17 protein-coding genes are annotated in these 21,511 nt (G+C 70.8%); 12 read left to right on the top strand and 5 right to left on the bottom strand.

From position 1 onward, the window contains the following. The first annotated feature begins 95 nt into the window (after window positions 1-95). Together nrdR and AB6L24_RS34640 are read left to right on the top strand one after the other, a co-directional pair. On the top strand, window positions 96-638 hold the full coding sequence (nrdR, locus tag AB6L24_RS34635) for a transcriptional regulator NrdR (protein WP_030362803.1): 543 nt from the start codon (window positions 96-98) through the stop codon (window positions 636-638). Between the two features lie 131 nt (window positions 639-769). Further along, a complete protein-coding gene (locus AB6L24_RS34640) occupies window positions 770-3,661 on the top strand; it encodes a vitamin B12-dependent ribonucleotide reductase (RefSeq protein WP_405662020.1) in 2,892 nt (963 codons plus the stop codon). Between the two features lie 61 nt (window positions 3,662-3,722). Here AB6L24_RS34640 and AB6L24_RS34645 read toward each other — a convergent pair whose 3' ends face one another. Further along, window positions 3,723-4,253 carry a TerD family protein gene (locus AB6L24_RS34645; RefSeq protein WP_405662023.1) on the bottom strand — a complete coding sequence of 177 codons (531 nt, stop codon included), beginning with the start codon at window positions 4,251-4,253 and terminating at the stop codon, window positions 3,723-3,725. Between the two features lie 107 nt (window positions 4,254-4,360). On the opposite strand from AB6L24_RS34645, the gene AB6L24_RS34650 reads away from it, so the two are divergent. Together AB6L24_RS34650 and AB6L24_RS34655 are read left to right on the top strand one after the other, a co-directional pair. After that, window positions 4,361-5,182 carry an arylamine N-acetyltransferase gene (locus AB6L24_RS34650; RefSeq protein ID WP_405662025.1) on the top strand — a complete coding sequence of 274 codons (822 nt, stop codon included), beginning with the start codon at window positions 4,361-4,363 and terminating at the stop codon, window positions 5,180-5,182. 33 nt (window positions 5,183-5,215) lie between these two features. Further along, the gene (locus tag AB6L24_RS34655; RefSeq protein WP_380860214.1) at window positions 5,216-5,821 is read left to right on the top strand and encodes a YdbC family protein; all 606 of its coding nucleotides are present in this window, start codon (window positions 5,216-5,218) and stop codon (window positions 5,819-5,821) included. Between the two features lie 35 nt (window positions 5,822-5,856). Here AB6L24_RS34655 and AB6L24_RS34660 read toward each other — a convergent pair whose 3' ends face one another. Then, the gene (locus AB6L24_RS34660; RefSeq protein ID WP_405662029.1) at window positions 5,857-6,489 is read right to left on the bottom strand and encodes a TetR/AcrR family transcriptional regulator C-terminal ligand-binding domain-containing protein; all 633 of its coding nucleotides are present in this window, start codon (window positions 6,487-6,489) and stop codon (window positions 5,857-5,859) included. Between the two features lie 191 nt (window positions 6,490-6,680). Here AB6L24_RS34660 and abc-f point away from each other — a divergent pair, with 191 nt between their 5' ends. From abc-f to AB6L24_RS34675, 3 genes are read left to right on the top strand one after another with little or no spacing between them, the layout of a single operon-like run. After that, window positions 6,681-8,291 (top strand): ribosomal protection-like ABC-F family protein, encoded by a 1,611-nt coding sequence (abc-f, locus tag AB6L24_RS34665; protein WP_405662031.1) that lies wholly within the window; start codon window positions 6,681-6,683, stop codon window positions 8,289-8,291. Window positions 8,292-8,325: 34 nt separating this feature from the next. Beyond that, the gene (locus tag AB6L24_RS34670) at window positions 8,326-8,985 is read left to right on the top strand and encodes a histidine phosphatase family protein (RefSeq protein WP_030362796.1); all 660 of its coding nucleotides are present in this window, start codon (window positions 8,326-8,328) and stop codon (window positions 8,983-8,985) included. A 12-nt stretch (window positions 8,986-8,997) separates the two neighbouring features. Continuing rightward, window positions 8,998-9,924, top strand: a complete 927-nt coding sequence (locus tag AB6L24_RS34675) for an ADP-ribosylglycohydrolase family protein (RefSeq protein WP_405662034.1) — start codon at window positions 8,998-9,000, stop codon at window positions 9,922-9,924. A gap of 125 nt (window positions 9,925-10,049) precedes the next feature. On the opposite strand, the gene AB6L24_RS34680 is transcribed toward AB6L24_RS34675, so the two are convergent. Next, window positions 10,050-11,606 (bottom strand): MFS transporter, encoded by a 1,557-nt coding sequence (locus AB6L24_RS34680; RefSeq protein ID WP_405662036.1) that lies wholly within the window; start codon window positions 11,604-11,606, stop codon window positions 10,050-10,052. Between the two features lie 126 nt (window positions 11,607-11,732). On the opposite strand from AB6L24_RS34680, the gene AB6L24_RS34685 reads away from it, so the two are divergent. From AB6L24_RS34685 to AB6L24_RS34695, 3 genes are all read left to right on the top strand, one after another. Continuing rightward, on the top strand, window positions 11,733-12,347 hold the full coding sequence (locus AB6L24_RS34685) for a TetR/AcrR family transcriptional regulator (protein WP_405662040.1): 615 nt from the start codon (window positions 11,733-11,735) through the stop codon (window positions 12,345-12,347). A gap of 108 nt (window positions 12,348-12,455) precedes the next feature. Beyond that, entirely contained in the window at window positions 12,456-13,157 is a 702-nt protein-coding gene (locus tag AB6L24_RS34690; protein ID WP_030362792.1) for a ribonuclease HII, read from the top strand. 77 nt (window positions 13,158-13,234) lie between these two features. After that, on the top strand, window positions 13,235-13,906 hold the full coding sequence (locus AB6L24_RS34695; protein ID WP_405662042.1) for a hypothetical protein: 672 nt from the start codon (window positions 13,235-13,237) through the stop codon (window positions 13,904-13,906). 315 nt (window positions 13,907-14,221) lie between these two features. On the opposite strand, the gene AB6L24_RS34700 is transcribed toward AB6L24_RS34695, so the two are convergent. Further along, window positions 14,222-14,857, bottom strand: a complete 636-nt coding sequence (locus tag AB6L24_RS34700; protein WP_405662044.1) for a hypothetical protein — start codon at window positions 14,855-14,857, stop codon at window positions 14,222-14,224. A 213-nt stretch (window positions 14,858-15,070) separates the two neighbouring features. Next, complete coding sequence (locus AB6L24_RS34705) at window positions 15,071-17,257, bottom strand: RecQ family ATP-dependent DNA helicase (RefSeq protein ID WP_405662046.1); 2,187 nt, start codon at window positions 17,255-17,257, stop codon at window positions 15,071-15,073. A 133-nt stretch (window positions 17,258-17,390) separates the two neighbouring features. Here AB6L24_RS34705 and AB6L24_RS34710 point away from each other — a divergent pair, with 133 nt between their 5' ends. Next, a complete protein-coding gene (locus tag AB6L24_RS34710; RefSeq protein ID WP_405662048.1) occupies window positions 17,391-19,163 on the top strand; it encodes a DUF4192 domain-containing protein in 1,773 nt (590 codons plus the stop codon). Window positions 19,164-19,379: 216 nt separating this feature from the next. Then, window positions 19,380-21,485 carry a glycogen debranching N-terminal domain-containing protein gene (locus AB6L24_RS34715; protein ID WP_405662050.1) on the top strand — a complete coding sequence of 702 codons (2,106 nt, stop codon included), beginning with the start codon at window positions 19,380-19,382 and terminating at the stop codon, window positions 21,483-21,485. The last annotated feature ends 26 nt before the right edge of the window (window positions 21,486-21,511 follow it).

Below are 21,511 nucleotides of genomic sequence, written 5' to 3' on the forward strand. Positions count from 1 at the left end.
GGTCGCGGGCATCGCCTATGCTTGGGGCTGCTTCGAGGGGCCCAAGGGTCCTTGGAGGCCTCTGTGTCGTGCCATGAAGGAGGGTTGGGAGATCCATGCACTGCCCCTTCTGTAGGCACCCCGACAGCCGTGTAGTCGACAGCCGCACCACTGATGACGGCACGTCGATCCGCAGGCGCCGTCAGTGCCCGGACTGCTCGCGTCGTTTCACGACCGTGGAGACCTGCTCCCTGATGGTCGTCAAGCGCAGCGGCGTCACCGAGCCCTTCAGCCGCACCAAGGTCATCAACGGCGTCCGCAAGGCATGCCAGGGGCGGCCTGTGACCGAGGACGCGCTGGCGCAGCTCGGCCAGCGCGTCGAGGAAGCGGTCCGGGCCACCGGAAGTGCCGAACTGACCACCCACGACGTGGGGCTGGCCATACTCGGCCCGTTGCAGGAACTCGACCTCGTCGCCTATTTGCGCTTCGCGTCCGTGTACCGGGCGTTCGACTCGCTCGAGGACTTCGAGGCCGCGGTCGAAGAGCTGAGGGAGCGGCGCGACGCCGCGCCGGACGGCTCCGGAGCGGAACGTGACGCGACCGGCCGCGGGCCCGGTGGGACTGCCGAAGTCCCGCAGCCTGCCACCGCCGGCGACTGACCTTTCACGGTCCGACGGCGAACCAGACCTGTCGCGGTCGCCCCTAGTGGTGCCCGCGACACAAGACACACACCGTGCTGCGGGAAGAACGTGGCACTTCAGGGCGTTTTAGCCTGATACAGGGAGGCGGCATGACCGAGACGACGAGCGGCCCCGCGCGAGGTTCGCGCGCGAAGGGTCCCAAGGGCGGCAAGGGCCTGCGCATCGAGCGCATCCACACGACCCCGGGCGTGCATCCGTACGACGAGGTGGTCTGGGAGCGCCGTGACGTCGTCATGACCAACTGGCGCGACGGTTCGGTCAACTTCGAGCAGCGCGGTGTCGAGTTCCCCGAGTTCTGGTCGGTGAACGCGGTCAACATCGTCACGAGCAAGTACTTCCGCGGCGCGGTCGGCACGCCGCAGCGCGAGGTGAGCCTGAAGCAGCTCATCGACCGCATCGTGAAGACGTACCGGAAGGCCGGCGAGGACTACAAGTACTTCGCCTCGCCCGCCGACGCCGAGATCTTCGAGCACGAGCTGGCGTACGCCCTCCTGCACCAGATCTTCAGCTTCAACAGCCCGGTGTGGTTCAACGTCGGCACGCCCCAGCCGCAGCAGGTCTCCGCCTGCTTCATCCTGTCCGTCGACGACTCCATGGAGTCGATCCTCGACTGGTACAAGGAAGAGGGCATGATCTTCAAGGGCGGCTCCGGCGCCGGCCTGAACCTCTCCCGCATCCGTTCCTCCAAGGAACTGCTGTCCTCCGGAGGCAACGCCTCGGGTCCGGTCTCCTTCATGCGGGGCGCCGACGCGTCCGCAGGAACGATCAAGTCGGGCGGCGCCACGCGCCGCGCGGCCAAGATGGTCATCCTCGACGTCGACCACCCCGACATCGAGGGCTTCATCGAGACCAAGGTGAAGGAAGAGGAGAAGATCCGCGCGCTGCGTGACGCGGGCTTCGACATGGACCTGGGCGGCGACGACATCACGTCCGTCCAGTACCAGAACGCCAACAACTCGGTCCGTGTGAACGACGAGTTCATGAAGGCCGTGGAGAACGGCGACAAGTTCGGCCTGCGTGCCCGCATGACCGGCGACGTCATCGAGGGGGTCGACGCCAAGTCGCTCTTCCGCAAGATGGCCGAGGCCGCCTGGGCCTGCGCCGACCCCGGCATCCAGTACGACGACACCATCAACGCCTGGCACACCTGCCCGGAGTCCGGCCGCATCAACGGCTCGAACCCGTGCAGCGAGTACATGCACCTGGACAACACGTCCTGCAACCTCGCCTCGCTGAACCTGATGAAGTTCCTCAAGGACGACGGCAACGGCGCCCAGTCGTTCGAGTCCGAGCGCTTCGCCAAGGTCGTCGAGCTGGTCATCACGGCGATGGACATCTCCATCTGCTTCGCAGACTTCCCGACCCAGAAGATCGGCGAGAACACCCGCGCCTTCCGCCAGCTCGGCATCGGCTACGCCAACCTGGGCGCCCTCCTGATGGCGACCGGCCACGCGTACGACTCCGACGGCGGCCGCGCCCTCGCCGGTGCCATCACGTCGCTGATGACCGGCACCTCGTACAAGCGCTCCGCGGAGCTCGCGGCGGTCGTCGGCGCCTACGACGGCTACGCCCGCAACGCCACCCCGCACAAGCGCGTCATGAAGCAGCACGCCGACGCCAACGCCTCGGCCGTCCGCATCGACGACCTGGACACCCCGATCTGGGCCGCCGCCACGGAGGCCTGGCAGGACGTCCTGCGCCTCGGCGAGAAGAACGGTTTCCGTAACTCGCAGGCCTCGGTCATCGCGCCCACCGGCACCATCGGTCTCGCCATGTCCTGCGACACGACCGGCCTCGAGCCCGACCTGGCCCTGGTCAAGTTCAAGAAGCTCGTCGGCGGCGGCTCGATGCAGATCGTCAACGGCACCGTGCCGCAGGCCCTGCGTCGCCTGGGCTACCAGGAGGAGCAGATCGAGGCGATCGTCGCCCACATCGCCGAGCACGGCAATGTGATCGACGCCCCGGGCCTGAAGACCAAGCACTACGAGGTCTTCGACTGCGCCATGGGCGAGCGCTCCATCTCCGCGATGGGTCACGTCCGGATGATGGCGGCCATCCAGCCGTGGATCTCCGGCGCGCTCTCCAAGACGGTCAACCTCCCCGAGACCGCGACCGTCGAGGACGTCGAGGAGGTCTACTTCGAGGCCTGGAAGCTGGGCGTCAAGGCGCTCGCGATCTACCGCGACAACTGCAAGGTCGGTCAGCCCCTCTCCGCCAAGAAGAAGGAGGAGGAGAAGACCGAGATCGCCGAGAAGGCCGAGGGCACGATCCGCAGCGCGGTCGAGAAGGTCGTCGAGTACCGCCCGGTCCGCAAGCGTCTGCCGAAGGGCCGTCCCGGCATCACCACGTCCTTCACGGTCGGTGGCGCCGAGGGCTACATGACGGCGAACTCCTACCCGGACGACGGTCTGGGCGAGGTCTTCCTCAAGATGTCCAAGCAGGGTTCGACCCTCGCGGGCATGATGGACGCCTTCTCCATCGCCGTCTCCGTCGGCCTGCAGTACGGCGTGCCCCTGGAGACGTACGTTTCCAAGTTCACGAACATGCGCTTCGAGCCGGCCGGCATGACGGACGACCCGGACGTGCGGATGGCGCAGTCGATCGTCGACTACATCTTCCGCCGCCTGGCGCTGGACTTCCTGCCCTTCGAGACCCGCTCCGCGCTCGGCATCCACTCCGCCGAGGAGCGTCAGCGTCACCTGGAGACCGGTTCGTACGAGCCTGCCGACGAGGACGTCGACGTCGAGGGCCTCGCCCAGTCCGCCCCGCGGCAGACGGAGGTCCTGAAGGCCGTCGCCACGCCGAAGCCGGAGGCCGAGGCGGCCGCTCCGCAGCAGGCGCACACCAGCGCCGAGCTCGTCGAGATGCAGCTGGGCATCCAGGCCGACGCGCCGCTGTGCTTCTCCTGCGGCACGAAGATGCAGCGCGCGGGCTCGTGCTACATCTGCGAGGGCTGCGGCTCCACCAGCGGCTGCAGCTGATCGCTTGACGCCGTGAGGTGAGGGGCGGGGGGCCTTCGGGCCCCCCGCCCCTCACCTCGTCTCAGCGGACGCCGCCCATCGCGGCCGTGAAGGACGCCAGGTCGGTGTCGAAGCCCTGGAGCACCTCGCGGAACGTCCAAGGACCGCCCGGCTGGTCCCGGGTGAACTCGGCGACCACGGAGGCCGTGGAACCGGCCACTTCCGCGAAGTCGTGCTCGACGAGGTCCGTGTACCCCTCGCGGATCCGGACCGAGGCATTCAGTATGTCCCCGAAGACCCGGCCCTCCGGGGGCTGCTGGATGGCCACGCCGACCACCACACGGACGTACCTCTCGGAGAGCCGCTCCAGCTCCAGGACCATGACCTCGTCGTATCCGAAGCCCTGGCCGGTCTTGCTGTCCCTGCTGAGCGTGATCGTGCCGTCCGGGGAACGGCTGTCGAAGTGCACGAGGTAGGCGGGACTGCCGTGGAGGTCCTCGGAGGTGTACGTCGCGGCGACGATGTCCAGGTCGTGGGAGGGCGTGCCGAGGGGGCTCGGATCCCATCGCAGGCCGACCTCGACCTTCTTCAGCCCCTTCTTGATGTTGCTCACCGAACTCCCCCTCGGTCTTCGTGCGTTGTCAGTGCTACGACCACGCTAAGGCCTGCCGCTGACATCGGTGCCGTGAACCCTTCGGATCGCCTGCGATCATTGCCCTCATGACGTGGAACGGGGAAGAGCTGGACATCGAGGCCTACTTGGCCAGGATCGGGTACGAGGGCGAGGCCAAGCCGGACCTGGAGACGCTGCGCGCGCTCCACCGCGGGCACGTGGCCTCGATCCCCTTCGAGAATCTGGAGATCATGCTCGGTCGGCCGGTCCTGCTGGACCTGGCGGCACTGCAGGACAAGATGGTGCACCGGCGCCGCGGCGGCTACTGCTACGAACAGAACCTGCTGTTCGCCGCCGCCCTGGAGCGCATCGGCTTCTCGGTCAAGGGGCTCGGTGCCCGGGTCAGGGCGGGAGCGTCCACCACGCGCGCGGTGACGCACATGCTCCTGGACGTCGAGGCCGACGGTGAGCAGTGGCACTGCGATGTCGGGTTCGGCGCCGACGGGCTGCTCGAACCGATCCCCCTGCGTGCGGGCGTCGACGTAAGCCAAGGAGAGTGGCGGTTCGGCATCGGGAGCGAAGAGGAAGGGGTGCGGGTACTTCGCACCCAGAACGCCGACGGTTGGTTCGACCTCTACGCGTACACGACGACCGGGTGCTTGCCCGTCGACTACGTAGTGATGAACCACTACACCTCAACTCACCCCAGATCTCCTTTCATCCGGCGCCCAGTGCTGCAACAGGCCGCCCCCGGCGTGCGGTGTCGGCTGATCGGCGCGCAACTGACCCGAACGCGCCCCGACGGCTCCCGTGACGAACGCGACGTACCTGTAAGCGAGTTGCGGGACACGCTCGTGCGGGAGTTCGGCATCGAGTTGGGGGACGACGAGTTCGCCGAGCTGATCCGGGTGCACTACGCCGGAGCGTGACCCTGGCCACGCGCCGCGCCGTACGATGGCGCGGTGCTGGTCAAGTGGATTCGCTGCACCGTGGTGGACCGCCGGGGTTTCGAGCGGGCGCAGCGAAAGTGGGCGGGGCTTCTGGGGGAGCCGGGGTTCCGGGGACAGGGCGGAGGGTGGAGTCGCGGTCGACCGGATGTGGCGCATGTCTTCGCGTTCTGGGAGAGCCGCGCCTTCTACGACTCCTTCATGGCCCGCTCGCACGACCGGCTGGCCTCGGCGCAGGTGGGCACGTACAAGAACCTGCAGGCCAAGCTCTTCGACCACCGCTTCGACGTGAAGACGGGGTTCGAGCCGCGGTTCACGGACGCGGACGTGGTCCGGGTGGCGCACTGCCGCGTTCATGAGGCGCGCGTGGAGAACTTCGCGCTGATGCAGGAGAAGGTCTGGAACCCTGCCATGGCGGGCTCGCCCGGCATGGTCCGGGGGCTCTTCGGCGAAGCCCCGGGCCATGAGTTCCTGGTCCTCTCCATGTGGCAGTCGGCGGCCGAGCACGGGAAGTACCGCGTGGAGCGGGTGGAACGGCTCGCGCTGCGCGCACAGACCGAAGCGGATGTGGCGGCGCTCGCGGGGGATGTCGTGCAGTTGGAACCTTCGTGGACGGTGTGAGGGGTCATTACGCAGTCAGCCGTAACCAGTCGTAGTCAGCGCCTCATGAACGCCCCCGCGCGCGTGGCCGCGAGTGCCACGGCCGCGGACTGGTCGGCGAGCGCCGCATCGATGGGCTCCCGCGTGACGAACAGACGGAGCATCAGTGGCGCGGAGACGGCGCGCACGAGCGCCGCCGCGTCGGTGTCCCGGTCCGCCTCGCCCCGCTCCACGGCTCGTGCGACCACGGCCTCGCAGCGGGAGAACCGCTCGGCGTAGAAGGCCCGCAGGGCGTCGGCCGCGCGCGGCGACTGGAACGAGGCGGCGACGAAGGCGGTCGGCGCCGCGGCCTTCGACTCGTCGGCGAACGCGTCGACGACCTCGTGCGCGAGCGCGCGCAGATCACCTTCCAGGCTGCCGGTGTCCGGCGGGGTCCACGCGTCCTCGCCCGCGAGGTCGAGCGCGTCGGCCATCAGGCCCTCCAGGCCGCCCCAGCGTCGGTACAGCGTGGTCTTGTGCACGCCGGAGTGCTCGGCGACGTACTCGATCGTCAGGCCCGGGTAGCCGTGGTCGCTGAGCCCGCTCAGGACCGCGTCGCGGACCGCCGCGCGGGTGCGGGCGGTGCGGCCGCCGGGGCGGCGCGTTCCGGGTGCCGGTCGCTCGTCGGCGTGAACGCCCTCGTTCTTCATCTCGGTCCTTCGCTTCCTCTGGCCGGCCGACCGCGCCGGGCTGTCTTCCCGGCTGCGTCGAGTGGTGTCGCGCTCAAGTGCTACTTCGGTTGCATTAGCGCTGGCGACTGTGTCACACTCATCGTAATGCGACGCGGGTTGCGTTTGCCCGGCGGCGGGTGGAAGTGGCATGTACGGAAACGGGGGTGCCCATGCCTACACAGATCTCGGTACGTGGCGTGACGAAGGCCAGGGGCGACCGCCTCCTGCTCGGCGACGTCTCCTTCACGGTCCGGCCCGGTGAGCGCATCGGGATCGTCGGCGAGAACGGCGCGGGAAAGTCGACACTGCTGCGCCTCCTTGCCGGACAGGACCGGCCGGACAGCGGTGACGTGGTCACCGTCGCGGAGGGCGGCGCGGGATTCCTCGCGCAGACCCCGCAGCTGCCGGCGGACCGTCGCGTGGGGGACGCGATCGACGCCGCCCTGGCCGAACTGCGCACCATGGAAAGCCGGTTGCGTGAGCTGGAGACGAGGCTCGACGCGGCGTCCGAGGCTGTGCTCAGCGAGTACGGCGACCTCCTCACGGCCTTCGAACTGCGCGGCGGATACGAGGCCGACGCCCGCGTCGACAAGGCCATGCACGGCCTCGGACTCGCCCGCATAGACCGCGGACGGCAGCTGGGCAGCCTCTCGGGCGGCGAGCAGGCCCGCCTCGGCCTGGCCTGCCTGATCGCCGCCGCCCCGGAAGTGATGTTCCTGGACGAGCCGACCAACCATCTCGACGAGAGCGCCCTCGACTGGCTGGAGGCCTCCCTGCTGGCGCACCACGGCACGGTCGTCGCGGTCTCGCACGACCGGACCTTCCTGGAGCGCGTGGCCACCGCGATCCTCGAAGTGGACGAGGCCCGCCGCGCGGTCGTGCGCTACGGGGGCGGCTATCAGGGCCTGCTGGCCGAGCGCGCGGCAGCGAGAAGGCGCTGGGAGCAGGCCTACGCGGAGTGGTGCGAGGAGATACGACGGCTGGAGGAGTTCGCGGCGACCACGGCCCACGCCGTGGCGGGCGGCCGCGGCATGAAGGACAACAACAAAATGGCGTACGACCGCGCGGGAGGCCGCGTGCAGGCCTCCGTCGCCGGGCGCGTGCGCAACGCGCAGGAGAGGCTGCGCCGGCTGCACGACCACCCGGTGCCCAAGCCGCCCGCGCCCCTGCGCTTCGCCGCCCGCCCGGAGGCCGGGGCTGTGGGCGGGGACCTGGTGACCCTGCGGGACGTCCGGGTCGGGGACCGCCTGTCCGTCCCGGAGCTGACGGTGTCGGCGGGCGAGCGACTCCTCGTCCACGGTGGCAACGGCGCGGGCAAGTCCACCCTGCTGCGCACCATGGCGGGCGTGCTCGAACCGGACGAGGGCTCCGTCGTCCGCCGGGGCCGCATCGGGTACCTCGCCCAGGAGATCCCGGTGCACCGACCGGCGGAGCGCGTCCTCGACACCTTCGGGAAAGGCCTGCCGCTCACAGTCGAGGAGAAGGCCGAACTGCTGCTCTCCTACGGCCTGTTCCACGCCCGCGACCTCCACGTCCCCGTCGGCTCGCTCTCCGCCGGACAGCGCCGGAGGCTCGCCCTCGCCCGGCTGCTCGCCAGACCCGCGGACCTGCTCCTGCTCGACGAGCCGGGCAACCACCTGGCGCTCGCCCTCGTGGAGGAACTGGAGGAGGCCCTTGAGCAGTGGACGGGAGCTCTCGTGGTCGTCTCGCACGACCGGCTCCTGCGCGGCCGTTTCACGGGACGAATACGCCGGATGGAGTCCGGACGGCTACCCTCCTGACCCGCCCGGGGTGCCACCGATCTAGGGTCGACCCATGGCACGACCGCGGCGCATCGTCCTCGTCCGGCACGGCGAGTCGGCCGGCAACGCCGACGACACCGTGTACGAACGCGAGCCCGACCATGCCCTGGCGCTCACCGAGACCGGGTGGCGCCAGGCGGAGGAGACCGGGAAACACCTGCGGGAGCTGTTCGGTCAGGAGCACGTGAGCGTGTACGTCTCGCCGTACCGCCGCACCCACGAGACCTTCCGGGCCCTGCGCCTCGACCCCGACCGGGTGCGGGTGCGGGAGGAGCCGCGGCTGCGGGAGCAGGACTGGGGGAACTGGCAGGACAGGGACGACGTCAAGCTCCAGAAGGCCTACCGCGACGCCTACGGCCACTTCTTCTACCGCTTCGCCCAGGGCGAGTCCGGTGCCGACGTCTACGACCGCGTCGGCTCCTTCCTGGAGAGCCTGTACCGCAGCTTCGAGGCCCCGGACCACCCGCCGAACGTCCTGCTCGTCACCCACGGGCTGACCATGCGGCTGTTCTGCATGCGCTGGTTCCACTGGTCGGTGGCGGAGTTCGAGTCGCTGTCCAACCCCGGCAACGGCGAGACGCGGACGCTACTGCTCGGCGAGGACGGCAAGTACACACTCGACCGGCCGTTCGAGCGCTGGCGTGAGCCGGAGCCGTACGGCATCACCGGATAGAGTGACAGGGCGATGACCGCTGACCTCTCTCCAGACCAGCGCCTGCACCGCGCCCTCGCCAGCCTGCGTGGTCTTGCGGTGGGGGACGCGCTGGGCTCCCAGTTCTTCACGCCCGCGCACTACCCACTGCTCAAGCGGCGCGAGCTGCCCGAGGGCCCCTGGCCCTGGACCGATGACACCGAGATGGCCTGCTCCGTGCTGTCCGTCCTCGCTGCCCACGGCAGGATCGACCAGGACGAGCTGGCCCGCTCCTTCGCCGAGCACCACCACGTCGAGCGGGGGTACGGCCCCGCCGTGAACCAGTTGCTCGGCCGGATCCGGGACGGCGGGGACTGGCGGGAGCTGGCCTCCGCCCTGTTCAAGGGGCAGGGGTCATGGGGCAACGGCGCGTCCATGCGGATCGCTCCGCTCGGCGCCTGGTACGCCGACGACCCGGAGCAGGCGACCCACCAGGCGGAGATCTCGGCCTACCCGACCCACCAGCACCGCGAGGCCGTCGTCGGGGCGATGGCAGTGGCCGCCGCGGCCGCGCTGGCCGCCGACCCCGCGGGGCCGCCGGCTCCCAAGGCGCTGCTCGACGGGGTCATCGACCTCGTACCCCGCAGTGCTGTGGGCGCCGGGCTGCGCAGGGCCCGGGACATGCTCGACTACGGGGACGCCGGGACGGTGGCGGCGGTGCTGGGGTGCGGGCGCCGCACGACGGCGCACGACACGGTGCCGTTCGCGCTGTGGTCGGCGGCACGCGCGCTCGGCGACTACGAAACGGGCTTCTGGGCGACCGTGCGGGTGGGCGGTGACATGGACACCACGTGCGCGATCGTGGGTGGGGTCGTCGCCGCGGGCGCCGGTGCCGGTGCTGACGCGGGTGGCGCGCCCCCGGCCGCATGGCTGGAGCGGACCGAGCCGCTGCCCGCCTGGGTGCCGGTGGCTGCTGCCTGAGGGCCGGAGCAGGCCGGTGATTCGTACGCTGAGGACCGCTGACGCGCGCCCTCAGAGGTGAGCTGACCAACGTGTGTGCCGGGCCGGTCTCGCCGTCGCGAACGGCCCGGCACACACGGCCCCCGTCAGCCCCCCGCTGGACCTGCCGCGCTCGCCGTACCGGAGAGTGCGTCCAGGTCGCTCTTGCGCACCCGGATCACGAGCATGGCCGTGACCAGGGCGAGTACGGCCATGCCGACAGCCGGCAGGAAGGCCGTGGAGATGCCGGTGGACAGCACCTCGTGGCCCCAGGGAGCGGGAAGCTCTCCCGATTTGGCGAACTCGGCCTTCTGCTCCGGCGAGGCCTTCGCCATGAAGTCCGGGACCTGTTCCTTGGTCTCGTCCCGGCTCGCCGTGCCGAAGACCGTCGTCAGGATGGACAGGCCCAGCGAACCGCCCACCTGCTGCGTCGCGTTGAGCAGTCCGGACGCCGCTCCCGCCTCGTGCACGGCGACGCCCGACACCGCGGTCAGCGTCAGCGTCACGAAGTTGAGACCCATGCCGAAGCCGAACAGGACCATCGGCCCGAGGACCCCGCTGACGTACGAGCTGTCCGGAGTGATGAACGTCTGCCACCCAAGGCCGAGAGCGACGATGGCGGAGCCGGTCACCATGAACGGCTTGGGTCCGAGAACCGGCAGGAACCGCTGCGACAGACCCGCGCCGATCACGATCGCGACCGTCACGGGGAGGAAGGCGAGACCGGCTTCGATGGGGGTGTAGCTCAACACGTTCTGGACGAAGAGAACGATGAAGAAGAACATGCCGAACATGGCGGCGGCCAGGCTGAGCATGATCACGTAGGTGCCCGACCGGTTGCGGTCGGCGAACATCTTCAGTGGTGTGATCGGTTCCTTCGCCCGGCTCTCGATGAGGACGAAGGCGGCGAGCAGCACGACCGCCGCGCCGAACGACCCCAGGGTGAGGCCGTCGCGCCAGCCCTCCTCGGACGCCCGGATGAAGCCGTAGACGAGTGCGGCCATGCCCGCGGTCGAGGTCAGCGCGCCCACGAAGTCGAAGCGGCCGGGATGGCGCTCGGACTCACTGATGTAGAGCGGGGTGAGGAAGGCGATCAGCACACCGATGGGCACGTTGACGAACAGCACCCAGCGCCAGTCCAGCCACTCGGTGAGCATGCCGCCCGCGAGCAGGCCGATCGCGCCACCACCCGCGGAGACGGCAGCGAAGACACCGAACGCGCGATTCCGCTCGGGCCCCTCGGGGAACGTGGTCGTGATCAACGCGAGCGACGTGGGTGACGCGATCGCGCCACCGACGCCCTGCAGGGCGCGTGCCGCCAGCAACTGCCAGGGTTCCTGGGCGAATCCGCCGAGCAGCGAGGCGAGCGTGAAGAGCAGGATGCCGGTCATGAAGACCCGGCGGCGACCGAGGATGTCACCGGCGCGGCCACCGAGAAGCAGCAGGCCGCCGAAGGTGAGGGTGTACGCACTCACGACCCAAGTGAGGTCTGTCGTGGAGAACTTGAGCGCGTCCTGAATGTGCGGGAGCGCGATGTTCACAATCGTCGCGTCCAGGACCACCATGAGTTGGCAGGCAGCGATGATGGTGAGCGCCACACCGGGGCGGCCTTCTCGACGGGCCGCACCTGGCTTCTGATCTTGTTTTAACTGAGAGGTTGTCACTATGGGTCCCCCACAAGTGCGTTAGTGAACGCATACGTTCACTGTCGCGGCCTACGGTAGTGAAACCCTGACAGTGAACGCAAGCGTTCACTGGAACTGCCTTGATTGCTCAACGGAGATGTGTAGATGGTTACTTCGCGTTGGACGGCTGCCTCCGCGCAGGCGGTCTCCTCGCGCCGCCGAGGCCCCGTGCTGGAGCGCGCGATTCTTGAGTCCGCGCTGGAGCAGCTCAGTACGGTCGGCTGGAGCGGGCTGACGATGGAGGGCGTGGCCGCGGGTGCTCAGACGGGCAAGGCCGCGGTGTACCGGCGCTGGCCGTCCAAGGAGGACCTCGTCGTGGACGCGCTGCAGGCCGGGCTGCCGGACCTGGTGGGCATTCCGGATCACGGCAGCGTCCGGGAGGACCTGCTGCAACTGTGCCGTCAGATGCGTACGGCCATGACGTCACGCCCCGGCTATGCCCTCATGGCCGTTCTTCACGAGTGCGACACGGCAACCGCGGAGCGTTTCCATGCAGTGATCGTCGAGGGTGTCATCGAACCGAGTGTGGAACTCATCAGAGAGGTCATGCGGCGCGGAATGGAGCGCGGAGAGGTGCGTTCCGGAGCGACGGACCCATTCGTCTGCGATGTGATTCCGGCGATGATGATGTATCGCTCCAAAGTGTGCGGGAGCGAATGGACGGACGAGGAATTCATCAGCTTGATCGACCAGGTCATGGTGCCGCTGCTGCGCGTGTAGCGCGGGGGCGGCCGAGGTGCACGCGCGGGGCGTCGGCGTGAAACCGGACAGAGCTCGGCGAACCGGGGTGTCGCGAGTGGTCATCGGCGGCGTACGCTGTCTGGCGCCATGCCGTACGAAGCACCCACCCACACTGTCGAGCGCTCCCTGCGCGCCACCACCGGAGCGAAGATCGTCGCCGGTGTCGACGAAGTCGGACGCGGGGCGTGGGCGGGACCGGTCACTGTCTGTGCGGCGGTGACGGGACTGCGCAGGCCGCCCGCAGGGCTCACCGACTCCAAGCTGATCAGCCCCAAGCGGCGAGCCGAGCTCGCCGACGAGCTGGAGGGCTGGGTCACGGCGCACGCCCTCGGTCACGCCTCGCACGAGGAGATCGACGACCTGGGCATGACGGCCGCGCTGCGGCTGGCCGCGGTCCGGGCTCTCGAGGCCCTTCCGGTCCGTCCGGAGGCGGTCATTCTCGACGGGAAGCACGACTACCTCGGGGCGCCGTGGCGGGTCCGCACGGTCATCAAGGGCGACCAGTCCTGCGTGGCCGTCGCCGCCGCGTCGGTGATCGCCAAGGTTCGGCGCGACAAAATGATGGCCGAACTGGGCATCGAACATGCAGACTTCGGTTTTGCGGCCAACGCCGGTTATCCGTCGCCGGTGCACAAGGCCGCGCTGGCGGAACGGGGGCCCACCCCCTACCACCGGCTTACGTGGGCGTATCTTGATGCGCTGCCCCAGTGGCGGCATCTCAAGAAAGCCCGCAGCTGGGCGGAGGGAAACGTTCCGGAAATCGAGGGCCAGCTCGGCTTTGACTTCTGATGTTTTCCGCAGTTCCGGTCGCACTCATGTGCCACCCGCCGACGCGTGTCGCGTCGGCGTTTGATAGACAACAACGCATGCCTCTCATTCCCGAGGAGCCTCAGATTCACGAGAGTGCCCAGGGTCCCCGCGCCACGCCGGCCAGCAGCCGTACCGCGCCGACCCCCCGCCCCGTACCCGGCCCGCGTCCCGCGGCGCCGCCGCGGCCCGGACGTCCGGGTCCCGCACGGCCGACGCCGCCCGCGCAGCGCGCGACGCGCGAATCGGCCGTCAAGCCCGGGCCCACCGCCCTGGCCCCCACGCCGGAGCCCACGGCTCCGGCTGCCCCCGAAGCTTCCGCCGTCGACACCGCCGCGGCGCTCCCGCAGATCCAGCTGATCCCGGCCTCGGTCGAGGGTGCGCTGGACGCCGCCGAGGAAGCCGTCGACCTGCTGCTCGACTCGGGCCGCGCCCCGGGTGACGTCCTGGTGATCACCACCGGCGAACCGCACCCGTGGGCGACGCACGAGCTGTCCTTCGGCGACGACGCCTACTGGGCCCAGCACGACGCCGGCGACGACGTCTTCTACGCCGACGCCGCCGCCCTGCCCCGTGCCAAGGCTCGTCCCGTGGTCGTCGTGGCCCTGAACGGCGGCAGCGAAGAGGTCGCCGTCGCGGCCCTGCCGACGGCGCTCACCCGGGCCGGAACCCTGCTGGTCGTCTGCGGCGACCCGCAGCGGATCAACGCGATGCTGGGCGCGGGCGTCTGACGCTCCCGTCCGGTGGGCCACGCCGCGGCCTCGCGCCGCGGCGCCACGCGCCACATCGCGCTGGGCTGCGGCCACCTGCGTGGCCACGTGCTGCACACGCATGTGAAGCGTGAGGCTGGTGCGGCGCATGTGGTTGCGGCGCGTGTGATCTCGTTGGTGCTGGGTGCTGGGTGCTGGGTGCTGGGTGTCGGCTGGCGCCTGCGTCGTGGGTTGCCTGCGGCGGTAGCGGGTGCAGGGAGAGGCGAAGGCGCTCGGTTCGAGGCGGCGTCCGGCGGCACCTACTCGTCCCGCCCTGGGGCAGGCCCCTACGACGTCTCAGCGAGCGGCGACGCGACGTAACAACTCCGACGCCACGCCACCCATGCGCGGCGGAGGCGTCTCGACCTCGGCGAGGTCCTCAGGACGCGAACCGGCGCTCGGCCGACGGCCCGCGCGGCCTTCGCCGAGCACCTGCCAGCCCTCCCGGGTCAGCGTGATGTACGCCCCGCAGCGCAGCCCGTGCAGCGTGCACGCGTCCCGCAGCCCCCACATCCACGCGCCGTCCTCCTGCGTCCACAGCCCGTCCCCGTCCCGGCAGTAGAGCAACACAGCCGTACGCACCGGGGTGCGGCGGCGCAGATCGTGCGGGATGACCCGGCGCAACTGCGCGAGCAGGGCGTTGCGGAACACCCAGCCGTCGGCCACGCTCGACCGCCTCGCGAACGACGCGGACGCCCTGACCCGCTCCTCCTGGTCGAGGACGGCGACCACCGCCGTGGCCGGAGTGGGCCGGTGGCGGGCGTGCAGGCCACTGACGACCTCGCGAGGGTTGCGAAGCAGCGGGATCTCGGCGGCCGACCACTCGGCGGGCTCGAGCAGACGGGTGGGCGACTGAGCGGGATCGGGTATCGCGGCGGCGGCCGATGGATCCGTCGTCGATGCCGCTGTGGACGGAGTGAATCCGAAGGTCACGATCCTCCCTTCGGCTACACGCCCCTGCAGAGGGCGGCGTCGGACTGGGGCGCACCGCGGCAGAGCCCTACTGGACCACGGGGGCCACGCGGGAGCGCTTCCAATTCTTCCCGTCGTACTGGCTTGCGGCAACGAGCAATTGAAGCCGTCGCCCTGTATCCGGTGATACGTCTCGCATATCCCTGCCCAGAGCGTCCCTCACCCAAGCCCGATTCACCCCTGTACGGCCAGGACCAGCGGCAACACCCCCTTGGCTCCGGCTCGGCGCAGCATCCGCGCTCCCACGGCGAGCGTCCAGCCGGTCTCCGTCGAGTCGTCCACCAGGAGCACGGGCCCGTCCGCCTCCTGGAGGGCCGAGGCCAGCGCGGGCGGCAGGGTCAGTGTGCCGTCCAGGGCTCGCAGCCGCTGGGCGCTGTTGCTCCTCGGCACGTGCGCGGTCTCGGCCCCGTCGGCGTACTCCAGGGAGCCGAGCAGCGGCAGGCGCCCGATCTCCGCGATCCGCGCGCCCAGGGACTGGATCAGCTGCGGCTTCGAGCGCGAGGCCATGGTCACCACTCCCACCGGACGCGGCCCCGCGTCGGAGCTTTTCGAGGCCCAGCCGCCCGGCCCCTTCGCCCAGTCGGCCAGCACATCCACGACGGCCTTCGCCACATCGTCCGGAACTGGCCCGTCCGGAGCCTGGGGCGCGAGCATCGGCCGCAGTCGATTGCCCCAACCGATGTCCGACAGCCGGCCCAGGGCCCGCCCGGGTGCGGCCAGTTCACCGGCCGGGATGCGTCCCTTCAACGTCATCCCCACGGCCGCAAGACCTGTGGGCCACATCTTCCTCGGCTCGACCTCGACACCCGGGCGGGCGAGCTCACCGCGAGCCGTCTCCAGCGCCGCGGACGACACGTTGTCGCTGAACCGCCCGCCCGCGCAGTTGTCGCAGCGCCCGCACGGCGCGGCCTCCTCGTCGTCGAGCTGACGCCGCAGGAACTCCATGCGGCAGCCGGTCGTGGTCGCGTACTCCCGCATGGCCTGCTGCTCCGCCTGCCGCTGCTTGGCCACCCAGGCGTAGCGCTCGGTGTCGTACGTCCACGGCCTGCCCGTGGAGATCCAGCCTCCCTGGACACGCCGGACCGCGCCGTCGACGTCGAGGACCTTGAGCATCGTCTCGAGGCGTGACCTGCGCAGCTCGACGAGAGGCTCAAGGGCCGGAAGCGACATGGGGCGGTCGGCCTGCGCCAGCACGTCCAGGGTGCGCCGCACCTGCTCCTCCGGTGGGAAGGCGAGCGAGGCGAAGTAGTTCCAGATCGCCGTGTCCTCCTTGCCCGGAAGCAGCAGGACTTCCGCGTGGGCGACGCCGCGGCCCGCTCGGCCCACCTGCTGGTAGTAGGCGATCGGTGAGGACGGCGAGCCGAGGTGGACGACGAAGCCGAGGTCCGGCTTGTCGAAGCCCATCCCCAGCGCGGAGGTCGCGACGAGGGCCTTGACCCGGTTGGCGAGCAGGTCCTCCTCAGCTTGCTGCCGGTCCGCGTTCTCCGTCTTGCCGGTGTACGAGGTGACGGTGTGCCCGCGATGGCGCAGGTACGCCGTCACTTCCTCGGCGGCGGCCACGGTGAGGGTGTAGATGATCCCGGAGCCCGGAAGCTCGTCGAGGTGGTCGGCGAGCCAGGCCAGCCGGTGTGCCGCGTTGGGCAGTTGGAGCACGGCGAGGCTCAGACTCTCCCGGTCGAGCGCGCCGCGCAGGACGAGGGCGTCCGATCCGCCGCCGGTGCCGAGCTGGTCGGCGACGTCGGCCGTCACGCGGGCGTTGGCCGTCGCCGTCGTGGCCAGGACCGGGACGCCGGGCGGAAGGTCGGCCAGCATGGTGCGCAGCCTGCGGTAGTCGGGGCGGAAGTCGTGTCCCCAGTCCGAGATGCAGTGGGCCTCGTCGACCACGAGCAGGCCCGTGGCCGCGGCCAGCTTCGGCAGGACCTGATCGCGGAAGTCCGGATTGTTGAGCCGCTCCGGGCTCACCAGCAGGACGTCCACCTCGCCCGCCGCCACCTCGGCCTGGATGGTGTCCCACTCTTCCGTGTTGGACGAGTTGATCGTGCGGGCGCGGATTCCGGCGCGCTCGGCCGACTCCACCTGATTCCGCATGAGCGCGAGCAGCGGAGAGACGATCACGGTGGGGCCGCTGCCCCGCTCCCTCAGCAGTGCCGTCGCGACGAAGTACACGGCGGACTTGCCCCAGCCCGTTCGCTGCACGACGAGCGCTCGGCGCTTCTCGGCGACCAGCGCCTCGATCGCGCGCCACTGGTCCTCGCGCAGCCGAGGGCCGCCCGGCGGCGCCCCGCCGGAATCGGGGGAGGGGCCGCCGACGAGGCGGGCGAGGACGGCGTCGGCCGCCGTGCGCAGGTCTTCGTTGCTCATGGCCCCATGCAACCTGATGGGTACGACATCGGGCGAACGAGTCCGCCAGTCTGTGGATAACTCTTGAGGTGCCCCTGATCATGGTTATCCACAGGGTCAACCGGAATGATGGAATCCGGTGCAGAGTCGGCGCATGACGAATCACAGCGAATCAGCCGATCCGATCGACGGCCCGACCGGGGGGTCGACCGAAGCGCCCGTCGAAGGTGCAAGCGCGGACTCCGTCGCCGAGTCCGTGGTCACCCTGCGCACTCCCGCCGAACTGGCCGACGCCTTGCCGTACTTGCTCGGCTTCAGGCCCGAGAACAGCGTCGTCCTCATCGCACTGCACGGCCGCAGCGGACGGTTCGGCGGCAGGGCGCGCCTCGGTATTCCGACGCGCGCGGAGGACTGGCCGGCCGTCGCGGAGCAACTCGCGCAGTGTCTCGTGAGCGGCTGCGAACGGCGCGATGCCCGACCGGACGGCGTCGTCGCCTTTCTCTGCAAGGAGCCGGGAGGGTCCGCGGGGGACACCTCCGGGCTGTCCGGCCGAGGATCCGGGCCGTCCGGCCGAGGAGAGGCAGAGGGCGCCTCCGGAAACTCCGGGCGGCAGGTCGTGGAGCGCTTGCGGCCGCTGGCTCAGGCTCTGCGGACCGCCTGCGGCAGTCTCGACGTCCCGGTTCTGGAGGTCGTCTGTATCTCGGACGGGCGCTTCTGGACGTACTGCTGCCCTGACCAGCGGTGCTGCCCGGCGGAGGGGACGCGGCTGCTTCCTGCGGGCACGTCGGTCCTGGCGGCGGCCACCGCGTATTCGGGCCGTCTTGTGGGCCTCGACCAGGGGAAGCTGCGAGCGCGACTCACGCCTTGGCGAACCGACGCCGCAGCTGCTCAGGAGAGCGCGCTGCACGGGGCGGCCATCGCGCTCGTGCCCAGGATTCTGGACGAGGGTGGCCACGCCGAAGTCTCCGACGAGACGATCGACCTCGCCCGTCGCGTCATGGCTCGTCTCACTGAGGCGCCCGCGAAGGGCGACCCGCTGGCCGCGGATCTCCAGGACGACGAGCTGCTGGCCCATGACGAGGCCGCTGCCCTGATCCTCGGCATCCAGGACCGCACGACCCGGGACCGGGCGGCGGAGTGGATGGAGGGAGCAGAAGCGAAACCCGCTCTCAGGCTCTGGCGGGCGCTCGCACGCCGCTGTGTCGGCCCCTTCCACGAGCACGCGGCGGCGCCACTGGCCCTGGCCGGTTGGGTCGCCTGGTCTCTGGGCGACCTCATCGAGGGCCAGGAGGCGTTGACCATGGCGCTCAAAGCCGACCCGCACTACACCTTCGCGCTGCTGCTCTACCCCGCCTGCGGCGCGGACGAGGACCCGGAGCCGATTCGCCGCGTGCTGCGCCGCGAGCGGGCCGAGCGTGAGTCGGACGACCCCGAGATCCCGCTCGCCCCGGAGGAACTCATCGACCTGGAGGCCTCGGTCGGCGCGGAGGTTCCGATCGACTCGGGAGTCCCGATCGGCGACCTGGCAGACGGTCGGGGTGGTGCGGGTATTGCGGGTGCCCTCGACGAGCTTCCCGAGCTTCCCGGAGGGACTGAACTTCCGGGAGGAACCGAACTTCCGGGAGATGCGGATCGGTTGAGCACGTCCACTCCGGCCCCCGCTGGCGCAACTGTCTCGGCCTCCGCTCCCGCAACTCCCGCCGCTTCCACCACTTCCACCGCGGGATCAGGCGCCGGCGCCGACGTGGCTTCCGACGCTGTGGCGGGAGGAGAACCCAGGGCTGACGCAAGCGTCGGCTCGACGTCCCCTGCCCGACGTCGTGCTCGCTGCTCCACCACCCGTGGGACGCGTCCGGGCGGCAGCGCGGGGGCGGGGCCGCGGCACCGCCGGCCCGCGGGCCGGCGTGAGAGGAGGAACGGCAGGTGAACTCGGGAGACGGGCGCCGCGGGCGGCGACCTGTGTGGGCGCGAGCCGCGGCGGCGGTCGCGGCGGTGCGCCGCCGTATGGGCGGCTTCCTGTGGCGCGTGCGTGACTTGGGGCGGCCCGGGCCCGTTCACCTGAGTGGCGGTACCCACGTCCGGGTCGCGCCGCTGCACCGCGACCGAGTCTCCGCAGCGCAGACAACGCAGAAGAGGCCGCCCCATGCACGTTCCCGCCCCGTCTCCCGCCTCCGGCCTGTCCGGTCTCTCCGGCAGGCCCAAGAGATCCGACGGCGGGCAGGACAACAGCATCCGCCTGCCCGCCACCGCTGCCCGGCGCCCACCCGTCGGACAGGCCCCCGCTCCCGTTTCACGCCGCCCAGGCGCGCTGCCGCCCGTGCACGCCTCGCTGGTCTGTGTCGCGCTGCCGGCGTTGGCGGTGTCCACCGACCAAGGGCAACTGAACGGCCGTGGGCTCGAAGGGTTCTACCGCTCGGGGCGGCGCATGCTGTCGCGCTGCCAGGTGCGGGTGGCCGGACGGGAACCGGTCGCGGTGCAGGCACGGATGCTCTCGGCCGACAGCGCCCGCTTCGTGGCCACTGTTCTGCCGTCCACCGAAGGCGGGCCGGATCCGGACGTCGTCGTGGAGCGGACCCGGCACGCCGACGGCACGGAGCGGATCACCCTGCACAGCGCGGCCAGCCGTCCTCTCAGGCTGCCCGTCGAAGTGTCGCTCGGCACGGACCTCGCGGAACTGGGCGCGGTCGCCTCGGGCAGAGCCGGCCCGGAACTGCCGGCCAGCGTGCACGACTCCGGCATGCGCTGGTCGTCGGGCAAGGGCCACTGCGTGGTCACCGCCGTCCCAGCACCCAAGGACGCGCTGGCCTCCGCCGGGCTGCTCCGCTGGGAAATGCAGCTGCCGCCGGGAGGCAGCCAGAGCGTGGAGCTGCGGGTCCGCCCGGACGGTGGTGGGCCGGTGCGCCCGGTGGGGCACGGTGCGAGCAGCCCGCTGTCACCGGCCCGGGCGGTCGGCGACGAGCCGACGGTGGGGCGGCTCCTGGAGACGTCCACGGCGGACCTGAGGGCGCTGTTGCTGCGGGATCCCGCGTATCCGACCGATGTGTACGTGGCAGCCGGGGCGCCCTGGCGGTGCGGCCTCGCACCCGCCGAGGCGCTCATGGCCGCCCGGATGGCCCTGCCGCTCGGTACCAGGCTCGCCGTCGGTACGCTGCGCACCCTCGCCCGCAGCCAGATCGGCACACCGGGGACGCGGGCAGGAATGATCCCTGGTCCGATGCGCAACGCGGGACCACTGCTGCCTCCCGGCTGCACGGGCATCGAAGCCACGCTCCTGTTCCCCGTGCTCCTGGCCGAGGCCTGGCGCTGGGGGACACCGGAGGCGGACGTGGAGGAGTTGCTGTCGCCCGCGGAGCGGTGCCTGCGGTGGCTCCTCGGTGCTGTCGACGACAGCGATTTCCTCCCGGACCCCCACCCCGGCGGTCCTGCCCGCTGCGAGACCCAGGCCCACGCCCACCGTGCGGCGCTGCTCGGCGCCGACCTGCTCGACGCCCATGGACGTGCGGGCGGTGGCGAGCTGAGGGAGTGGGCGGGGCGACTGCGTGCCCGGTTCCGCAGAGAGTTCTGGGCGGCGGACCGGGCGGGTGGCAGGCCTGCGGCGGCGCGGTGGCCAGACGGCCGACTGGTTCCGTACCTCACCGGGAGCGCGGCCCACCTCCTGGACACAGGGCTGCTCGGGTCCGGGGCGCTCGCTCCCGGCCTGCTCGACAAGGTGCAGACGGAACAGGTCGCCAGGCTGTTCGGCGGCCCCGCCATGGACTCGGGCTGGGGGCTGCGGAGCATGGGAGTGAAGGAGGCCGCGTACAACCTGTTCGGGCACCGGAGCGGAGCGGTGCGTGTGCACGAGACGGCCGTCGCGGTCGCGGGGCTCGCCGCTGCGGGCTACGAGAAGGAAGCGGGGTCGCTGCTGCGCGGAGTGCTCGCCGCGGCCGAGACCTTCGGCCACCGACTGCCCGAGATGTACGCGAGCGAGCAACGCGCGGAGGGCGGCGCGCCGCTGCCGCACCCTGCGGCGTGCCGCCCGGCGGCGATGACCGCGGCAGCCGGGGTACAGCTCCTGACGGTGCTCGCCGGAATCCGCCCGGACGCCCCTGCGGGCACGGTCACGCTGAACCCCATCCGCAGCGCCCCGCTGGGCGAGCTCGGGCTGACGGGGCTGCGGGTCGCGGAAGCCCCGTTCTCGGTCCGGGTGAGCAGGCTCGGGCTCGCCATGGTCGAGGAAGCGGCCGACCGGCTGCAGTTGGGGGTGTGAGAGCGCTGGGCGGCGGTGCGGAGGGT

The organism is Streptomyces sp. RK9, from assembly GCF_045070545.1.
Classification (GTDB): Bacteria; Actinomycetota; Actinomycetes; order Streptomycetales; family Streptomycetaceae; genus Streptomyces; species Streptomyces alboflavus.

Bases quoted from the DNA above. Each gene is read 5' to 3' on its own strand.
- AB6L24_RS34715 (WP_405662050.1), top strand. From the start codon at position 19,380: ATGCACGTTCCCGCCCCGTCTCCCGCCTCCGGCCTGTCCGGTCTCTCC.
- AB6L24_RS34650 (WP_405662025.1), top strand. From the start codon at position 4,361: ATGACGTGGAACGGGGAAGAGCTGGACATCGAGGCCTACTTGGCCAGG.
- AB6L24_RS34685 (WP_405662040.1), top strand. From the start codon at position 11,733: ATGGTTACTTCGCGTTGGACGGCTGCCTCCGCGCAGGCGGTCTCCTCG.
- AB6L24_RS34710 (WP_405662048.1), top strand. From the start codon at position 17,391: ATGACGAATCACAGCGAATCAGCCGATCCGATCGACGGCCCGACCGGG.
- AB6L24_RS34695 (WP_405662042.1), top strand. From the start codon at position 13,235: ATGCCTCTCATTCCCGAGGAGCCTCAGATTCACGAGAGTGCCCAGGGT.
- AB6L24_RS34670 (WP_030362796.1), top strand. From the start codon at position 8,326: ATGGCACGACCGCGGCGCATCGTCCTCGTCCGGCACGGCGAGTCGGCC.
- AB6L24_RS34640 (WP_405662020.1), top strand. From the start codon at position 770: ATGACCGAGACGACGAGCGGCCCCGCGCGAGGTTCGCGCGCGAAGGGT.
- AB6L24_RS34675 (WP_405662034.1), top strand. From the start codon at position 8,998: ATGACCGCTGACCTCTCTCCAGACCAGCGCCTGCACCGCGCCCTCGCC.
- abc-f (WP_405662031.1), top strand. From the start codon at position 6,681: ATGCCTACACAGATCTCGGTACGTGGCGTGACGAAGGCCAGGGGCGAC.
- AB6L24_RS34705 (WP_405662046.1), bottom strand. From the start codon at position 17,257: ATGAGCAACGAAGACCTGCGCACGGCGGCCGACGCCGTCCTCGCCCGC.
- AB6L24_RS34660 (WP_405662029.1), bottom strand. From the start codon at position 6,489: ATGAAGAACGAGGGCGTTCACGCCGACGAGCGACCGGCACCCGGAACG.
- nrdR (WP_030362803.1), top strand. From the start codon at position 96: ATGCACTGCCCCTTCTGTAGGCACCCCGACAGCCGTGTAGTCGACAGC.
- AB6L24_RS34690 (WP_030362792.1), top strand. From the start codon at position 12,456: ATGCCGTACGAAGCACCCACCCACACTGTCGAGCGCTCCCTGCGCGCC.